Raw genomic sequence first — 7,205 nt, 5'->3', positions numbered from 1 at the left:
ATTATTAACAGCGCAATGTAGAAACATTCCTATATTATGTAATTTAATTTTAAGGCCGATCTTTATCCCCATCTCACACGCGCAGGCGGCGCAAGTAATTTAAGATAGTCGTTCAACAAAGGAGATGTAACGGAGCTTTCTTCAAGTATTTCCATAGCATGTATTTTTTCTACATAAGTCAGCCCAGCCACCTGTTCGCCGCCATAATGCTCAACGAGCTTTTTCAACAGCGCCCTGTAGTCAGAAAAACGGGAAAACATCATTCCAAGAACAGAAAGTTTCCGAAACCGACGATTCCCTCTTTCAAATGCCAGAAGTCGTGAATCTGACCATGACATGACCGGCCACCGCAGCAGCAGATCCTCTTCCACCAGCAGAGTGAACTGCGCCCACACAGCCTTGGCGGCGACTACCTTCAAACGTGCGGCCACCAGAACATGCAATGAGCATCGATTTGCAAAACGGATAAGCGCACTCATCGTCGCCTGCTCGGCGGGTTCCAGCCATAACAGGACACGCCGCTCCTTCCGCTCTGCTGGTGAAATCAGGCTGATTTCCGTCTGAATGCGGGAACAGCGCATCTCAAGAAGATCGAATACATCTCCAAGAACCTTGTCGCATCTGTCCAGCCATGACTGTGGATCGGGCTGCATATACGCCACGGCTCTCGCGGCGGGGAGCACGACGTCAATCTCATTGCGCGAAACAAACAGCAGCGTAAGACAGAACGACCATGCCGTCATGCCAATCTGCATCGCCTGCTTCAGAAGGTTATCGAGTTTCTCATGATCGGGAACAACCGGCGCAACATCGTCTCTTGGAGAAAACAGAAGATCGGCATTGGAAAAAAGCAGATGGATGATCGGCACAAGTTCAGCAACTGTTGTTGTCTTGAGTCCCGAACTTTCGGCAATCTCATTGAGAACAGGCTCCGGAAGCGGACGCGAAAAGACATCGGCTCCCCTCGCCCACAGAATTTCCGATGCGCGGCGTAGAGGATCAGCCCATTCAGCCTCTTCCAGCGGATCGCGGTCAGGCAGATTGTTGCCGTCCCCTGCCTGTATCAGATGACTGACCAACGCGCGGTCAGGGAAACAGTCGAGCATCCAGATACGCAACGGATCAAGCAGACTATCAGGGATCGTATATAGAGAGGCGGCAGCCTTTTTACGCCATTCCTCCGCAGGAACGACCACCGGCCATAGGGGACGAAAAAGCAGTGTGAATGTTGTCGGGACCGGACCGTCAAGAACCGGCGATGGTTGAACTGGCGTCAAAACACGCGCTGGTTTCATGATATTCACAGTCCTTTCGCGTCGCAGATTACTGCGGCACGCACCAGTCTTTCATTGCGTTCGGTATAATAAAGCGCCTGATCAACTTCAGGCGGCCATGACGAAGAATTCGGACGCACTGTTGAAATCAGTCCGGATGTTTTCGCTATCGCGCTGTTTTTATGCGACAGCACCTGCGCGAGCGCAGAAAGTTCTGAAAGCGCAAAGGATGGAACCGGCGCATGGGGAATTTCTCGCAGAAGAAGCGCAAAACGCAGCCATCCTTCCAGTGTCCCCAAAGTGTCATTCAGTTCCCCACCCGTGATGGCCACCCTGCGTAAACGGTCCGGTTCGGCAAGGAGAACGGCGATTCCTTCGTAGAGAACTTCTATGCGGGCAAAGGCTTCCTCAGCCACATGCAGGACTCGTTCCGTGTTCAGGCTGGAGCAATCAAGAGCCTGCAATCGAGAGCGGACACAGGCTGCGCCTTCTCTGATGATCTGCAGACGGGCCGGCACAGACCGACGAAAAAGATCGTCATTTCCTTTTGTCGCAATCGCCTCCGGATCGGCGCCAATGCAAAGAAGCACAGAAACCAGCCATTCCAAGCGCTCGAAAGGCACGCTTGCGCCTCGGGTCACCTCGGTGGCCTTTATGAGCAATGCATCCCGGCGTGCCGCATCAGCTTTCATGGCAGCACGCCCCAGACGCTGAGCTTCCCGGCCCGCAAAACCGGTCGCCATGACAGCAAAGAAGCGCCCTCGGACGGCTGCCGCGTCCGGTTCATCCAGTGCGATGATCTGACGGATCAGCACGCGATCAAACGCTGTCGGGATAAAGCCGAAACTGTCAGGTTTATCGGATTCGATCACGAGAATGCCTGCACCAAACGGATTCGGCGCCAGCAGCTCGGCGGCCCGACGTTTCTGAATGCGCAGCACCAGTCCACCGACCAGCGCCCCCGTGGTGGGCAGAAAAAGTGACGTGCCGTATGTCGCATATGACGGCGTATCGGAAACCGGACGAGAATTGACGGGCGAACTCGCTACGAAAATCTCCATAAGCGCCGACTGACTCCCTTCCCGCGCGTGAAAATCGGCTTCAACATGGAAAACGTCTGGCCCCGACACGTTTGACGTGCCATGTCCTCGCCTGACGCTATTCAGACCGGGAACAATGAACATTCCGTCAAACACATCAAAGCCTGCGTCCCGTAACCCCCGCAGGCGGTCGGGACCAAAACGCTCTCAGGCCCGCAAACCAGCGGTGGATGTCGTACCAGATCCAACGCGCGAAATTGCCTACGAGATCGTGCGCGGCGTGATCGAAAACCGTCGTATGCTGGACACGACGCTCAACCGGTCTCCGGAAGCGAAAGCGGCCGATCCACGCGATCGCGCTGCCGCGCACCGTCTGGGGGCAGCAACGCTGCGACATCTGGGAACCCTCTCCGCCGTTCTGGAACCGTTTCTCCGCAAGGAACCACCGGAGCCTGTTCGGGCCGCACTGCTGATTGGTGCCTGTCAGCTGCTTTTTCTGGAAACACCGCCGCACGCCGCCGTTGGCACGACCGTCAACCTGCTTCGCAGGCGCGAACTTGCGCCATTCGCGGGCCTTGCAAACGCGATTCTCCGCAAGATCGCGAGTCAGGGTGCGACGCTACTGGAAGGGCTTGATCAGGATCGGCTCAATATTCCGAGCTGGCTGTGGTCCTCATGGAAAGCCCTCGGCCCCGGCGTCGCCCGCAGAATCGCTCAGGGGCTGAAAGAAGAAGCGCCACTTGATCTGACATTGCGTCCCGGCGTCCCGTCACCGGAAGAAGCCATCATCCTGCCTACCGGCTCGGTTCGACTGCCGGCTGGAACCCGCGTCACCGAGCTTGAAGGTTTCACAGAAGGCGCCTTCTGGGTGCAGGATGCCGCAGCGGCGCTCCCTGCCCGGCTGCTGGCGGCTCAGGCTGGCGAACATGTCGCCGATCTCTGTGCCGCACCCGGTGGCAAGACGGCGCAACTGGCCATGACGGGAGCCCATGTCACCGCGCTGGAACGTGATCCTGCCCGCCTGGAACGGTTGAAGGAAAACCTTGCACGCCTGAAGCTGGATACGGTGCAGACCGTGTGCGCTGACGCGGCAGCATGGCAGCCGGAACAGCCGCTTGACGCCATCCTGCTTGACGCCCCCTGCTCCGCGACAGGAACGGTCAGGCGGCATCCCGATGCGCTGTGGATCAAGCGCCCGCGCGACCTGACGGCTCTCGTGGAGACGCAGGCCAGTCTGCTCGCCGCCTCTGCGCGGATGCTCAGGCCGGGCGGACGTCTGGTTTACGCCGTCTGCTCGCTTCAGCAGGAAGAAGGACCGGAACAGGCGCGCAAAATAGCCGGACAATTCGGCTTGAAACCCGATCCCATCAAGGTGGACGAACTCCCCGGCTTCCCCGAGGCTGTCACACCGGAAGGGTGGCTGCGCACTCACCCGGGCATGTGGCCCGAACTCGGTGGGCTGGACGGCTTCTTTGCCGCGCGGTTCATCAAGGAAGGATAAGAGGCGCGTTCTGATGGAAACGGTTCGGGCGCAGCATATCGACACGCCACAGGGACGCTCCCTGTGGCGGGAGATGCTGGAAGCATGTCCGGGCCTTCGGGGCGTTCTGGATTATGTGGTTCGAAAACAGGCCACACCGAACATAACCCGATTGCATTGGTTCCAGCAGGAACTCTTCGAACGCTGGTTCTTTCGTATTCCCTGCCCTTCCGTCGGTCGTATGATTCACTCCGGCGATGCGTGGCTTGGAGAGTGCGGAGAGACAATCTTCCGCTTTCCTGACGCCCAGAATCTCCTGCTAGTGAGTGCTGGACGCTCAAACGGCTATCCCATCAGTGCCGTTCTTCTGGTGACAGAAAGAATGTGCCTCAGTTTCGGGGCGCGGGACACAACGCTCACAGCAGAACGTACAGAGCATATTCTGTCCTCCTTGCTGGACAGACCACCTGCCGCACCACCGACATCTATTGCGGCTGTGATCGACGAAATCGATTCTATCGATCTGACATCGCGGATCCTGCGGATGATTTCGGAACAGCGAGAATTGCGAGGTCCCGTCTCTTTGTGGCTGCCGCCCTCCACCTTTTCTGCGGTCGAGCAAACAGCCCCCATGTCGCTTCACGCACGAATGAACAGAGGAACTCCGTCTTCGGAGAGAACCTTTTCGGGGACCGTGACGTTCAGGGTGGCGCTCCCCTCGTGTCGGAGTGAATAAAAACGAGGGAAATTATGGATGATCGCCTGATCGAAACATTGAATTTACCCCTTTCGTATAAGTAATGAACTTTCCGTCATTCTTCACGTGGCAGCTATCCGCTTATTCACAAAAGAACTGGTCCTGCAATTAAAGAGAGAATTTGCTGAATCCGATCAAAAAGGCGGTTGCTTGAGACGCCACGTTTACCGATAACGGACCCATGAAAGAAAACACCTCTCCTCTGATTGCTCCAAGCATTCTGGCTGCCGACTTCGCCCGTCTGGGAGAGGAGGTCGCCGCGATCGAAAAAGCCGGCGCCGACTGGGTGCATCTCGACGTGATGGATGGTCATTTCGTCCCGAACATTTCGTTCGGTCCCGCTATCGTCAAGGCGCTCCGACCGCACTCCACGCTGCCGTTCGATGTGCACCTGATGATCGAACCCGTCGATCCTTATCTGGAAGCATTCGCCAAAGCCGGAGCGGACCACATCACGATTCACGCCGAGGCTGGCCCGCATCTTCATCGCTCCCTTCAAGCCATAAAGGCGCTTGGGGTTAAGGCTGGCGTGTCGCTATGCCCGGCCACGCCTCCGGAAATGCTTTCCGAAGTGATGGATATGATCGATCTCGTTCTCGTCATGTCCGTCAATCCCGGCTTTGGCGGACAGAAATTCCTGAGAAGTCAGGTTCGCAAAATCAAAACCCTGCGCAGCATGATAGCGGAAAGCGGGCATCCCATTCATCTGGCGGTGGACGGCGGCATCGACGCCGAGACTGCGCCTCTCGCAACGGATGCCGGAGCAAACGTTCTGATCGCGGGAAGCGCCGTTTATGGGCGCGAGAATTATGCCGACGCAATCAAGGCCTTGAAAAGCGCCTAGGGAAGTTTCCTTACCAACATTCGTTCAGACCAGAGAAAAAGGAGCAGAGACGATGGGAGCAGGCCGATGGTGGCGTGATTTAAAGTTCTCGTTTGCGCTCCTTGGACCTCTGGGTGGCCTGCGTTCTGTTCCGTCCGCTCCACAACAGACCATCCGCGATCTGTGGCCGGGCGATGCCGCCAGCGGCGAACTGCTGGTGCAGGGCTATGCGTCGCATGGCAACGTGACCCGCGCCTTTCAGGAAGGACAATGGTCCGGCGAGGACTGGCCTGCCCTATTCCGCGGCTGGTTTCAGAGCTTTGAGTGGCTGCGGGATCTGCGGGAACTAGGGTCTGAATCGGCGCGATCCAAAGCGCGATCCATGGTTGCCACATGGATCGAACAGCCCATGGCGCCCACTTCCCTTGAGGACCCGGCCGTAACCGGCGCGCGCATCACGTCATGGCTGTCACATTACGATTTCTTCGCCGCCTCCGCCGATGACGTCTATCGGCGGACCGTTCTCAAACGGATTGTTCTGGAAGCCCGGACCATCAAGGCGCTGACACCGACAGACCACCATGACTGGACAGCGCTGCGTGCTTTGAAAGGACTACTGGCAACAGCCATCGCCATTCCGCAGCAACATACGTTCCTGTCTTCTTTCATGCGGCTAATCGACCCTGAACTGGACGTGCAGATTCTGGCAGACGGCTGCCATGCAACCCGCAGCCCGGGCGCTCAGCTTCTGGCATTGCGGGAACTGGCGGAAATGCGACTGATGTTGCAGGCAGCCCGCATCCCCATGCCGACAGCTCTCGCTTCGGCGCTGGATCGCATGGCCCCGGTCCTGCGTGCCTTTCGTCACGGAGACGGCAGTCTCGCTCTTTATAATGGCACCTGGCCTCACAACGCGTCGGTCATCGATCTGATCATCGCCCGCGCCATGCCACGTGGCCACGTGCTGGCCCGCAGCATGAAAAGTGGACGCTTTGTCCGCGCTTCGGCTGGCAACACTATCCTTTTCGTCGATGCGGGCACGCCGCCACCCGCCGGTTTCGACCGACTATCTCACGGCGGTCTTCTGTCGATGGAATTGTCTTCGGGACGTTCGCAGATCGTCGTAAACTGTGGCGCTAGCCCGTTGCCCATCTGGCAGGAAGCGCTTCGGGATGCACCAGCTCACTCCGTTCTTTCCATTCCGGATCACTCGCCCATCGCATGGAATGCCGACGGATCTGTCGCCTCACGCCCACATGTAATGTACGAGCATACCATTTCCGGCACTGACCATATGGTGGAGCTGTCTTCGGACTGTTACCGCGCTGCTGGGGCAGGCAAGTATGTTCGCCGACTTTTCCTGTCAGCGGAAGGCACCGATCTTCGTGGGCAGGACAGCCTCGAACCGTCCGGGAAAACACCGGCTTTCGTCCTGAGGTTCCACCTCCATCCCTCCGTGCGAGTGGAACTGGAAGAAACTGACATCCTGTTGCACACTCAGGAAGAGGTCTGGCGTTTCCGTAGCGATGGGTATTCGACCATCGAAGAAAGTGTTTACTTCGGATGCCCCAAGCCCACGCGCACGCAGCAGATTGTCGTGCGACCTGCAGAAGTGCCGCAGGAGCAGCCTGTAGCAGTAGAAACGGCTGATGAGATGGATTCGTCCGAGCCGGAAGAAACACTAGAAACCGTAATGACCGAGGAGGATGCAGAGGTCGCCGCAGCCGAGACCGCTCTTGTTGCCGCTGAAGAAGAAGCGACCTTGAGTGATAGTGGCGCCCCTCTTCCTCCGATCCCGCCCGACCTGATCGAAGTTACACCGGACCCGGAA

General features: G+C 57.7%; 6 protein-coding genes. 4 read left to right on the top strand and 2 right to left on the bottom strand.

Features of this window, described 5'->3' with window-relative positions; all coding sequences use genetic code 11:
• Positions 1-62 precede the first annotated feature (62 nt).
• Together ABF824_RS14930 and ABF824_RS14925 are read right to left on the bottom strand one after the other, a co-directional pair.
• A complete protein-coding gene (locus tag ABF824_RS14930; protein WP_415489787.1) occupies positions 63-1,295 on the bottom strand; it encodes a hypothetical protein in 1,233 nt (410 codons plus the stop codon).
• A gap of 5 nt (positions 1,296-1,300) precedes the next feature.
• Positions 1,301-2,404, bottom strand: coding sequence for a hypothetical protein (locus ABF824_RS14925; protein WP_415489786.1), 1,104 nt, complete (start codon positions 2,402-2,404; stop codon positions 1,301-1,303).
• Positions 2,405-2,450: 46 nt separating this feature from the next.
• Here ABF824_RS14925 and ABF824_RS14920 point away from each other — a divergent pair, with 46 nt between their 5' ends.
• From ABF824_RS14920 to ABF824_RS14905, 4 genes are all read left to right on the top strand, one after another.
• A complete protein-coding gene (locus tag ABF824_RS14920) occupies positions 2,451-3,815 on the top strand; it encodes an RsmB/NOP family class I SAM-dependent RNA methyltransferase (RefSeq protein ID WP_415489785.1) in 1,365 nt (454 codons plus the stop codon).
• A 13-nt stretch (positions 3,816-3,828) separates the two neighbouring features.
• Entirely contained in the window at positions 3,829-4,530 is a 702-nt protein-coding gene (locus tag ABF824_RS14915) for a hypothetical protein (protein WP_415489784.1), read from the top strand.
• Between the two features lie 202 nt (positions 4,531-4,732).
• Complete coding sequence (rpe, locus tag ABF824_RS14910) at positions 4,733-5,395, top strand: ribulose-phosphate 3-epimerase (protein WP_415489783.1); 663 nt, start codon at positions 4,733-4,735, stop codon at positions 5,393-5,395.
• A 52-nt stretch (positions 5,396-5,447) separates the two neighbouring features.
• On the top strand, positions 5,448-7,205 hold a 1,758-nt coding region (locus tag ABF824_RS14905; protein ID WP_415489782.1), incomplete at its 3' end, for a heparinase II/III family protein.

The sequence above is a fragment of the Acetobacter sp. genome, from assembly GCF_047721705.1.
Lineage (GTDB): Bacteria > Pseudomonadota > Alphaproteobacteria > Acetobacterales > Acetobacteraceae > Acetobacter.
This window is presented reverse-complemented; position numbering and strand designations above follow the sequence as displayed.

Bases quoted from the DNA above. Each gene is read 5' to 3' on its own strand.
- rpe (WP_415489783.1), top strand. From the start codon at position 4,733: ATGAAAGAAAACACCTCTCCTCTGATTGCTCCAAGCATTCTGGCTGCC.
- ABF824_RS14920 (WP_415489785.1), top strand. From the start codon at position 2,451: ATGAACATTCCGTCAAACACATCAAAGCCTGCGTCCCGTAACCCCCGC.
- ABF824_RS14930 (WP_415489787.1), bottom strand. From the start codon at position 1,295: ATGAAACCAGCGCGTGTTTTGACGCCAGTTCAACCATCGCCGGTTCTT.
- ABF824_RS14915 (WP_415489784.1), top strand. From the start codon at position 3,829: ATGGAAACGGTTCGGGCGCAGCATATCGACACGCCACAGGGACGCTCC.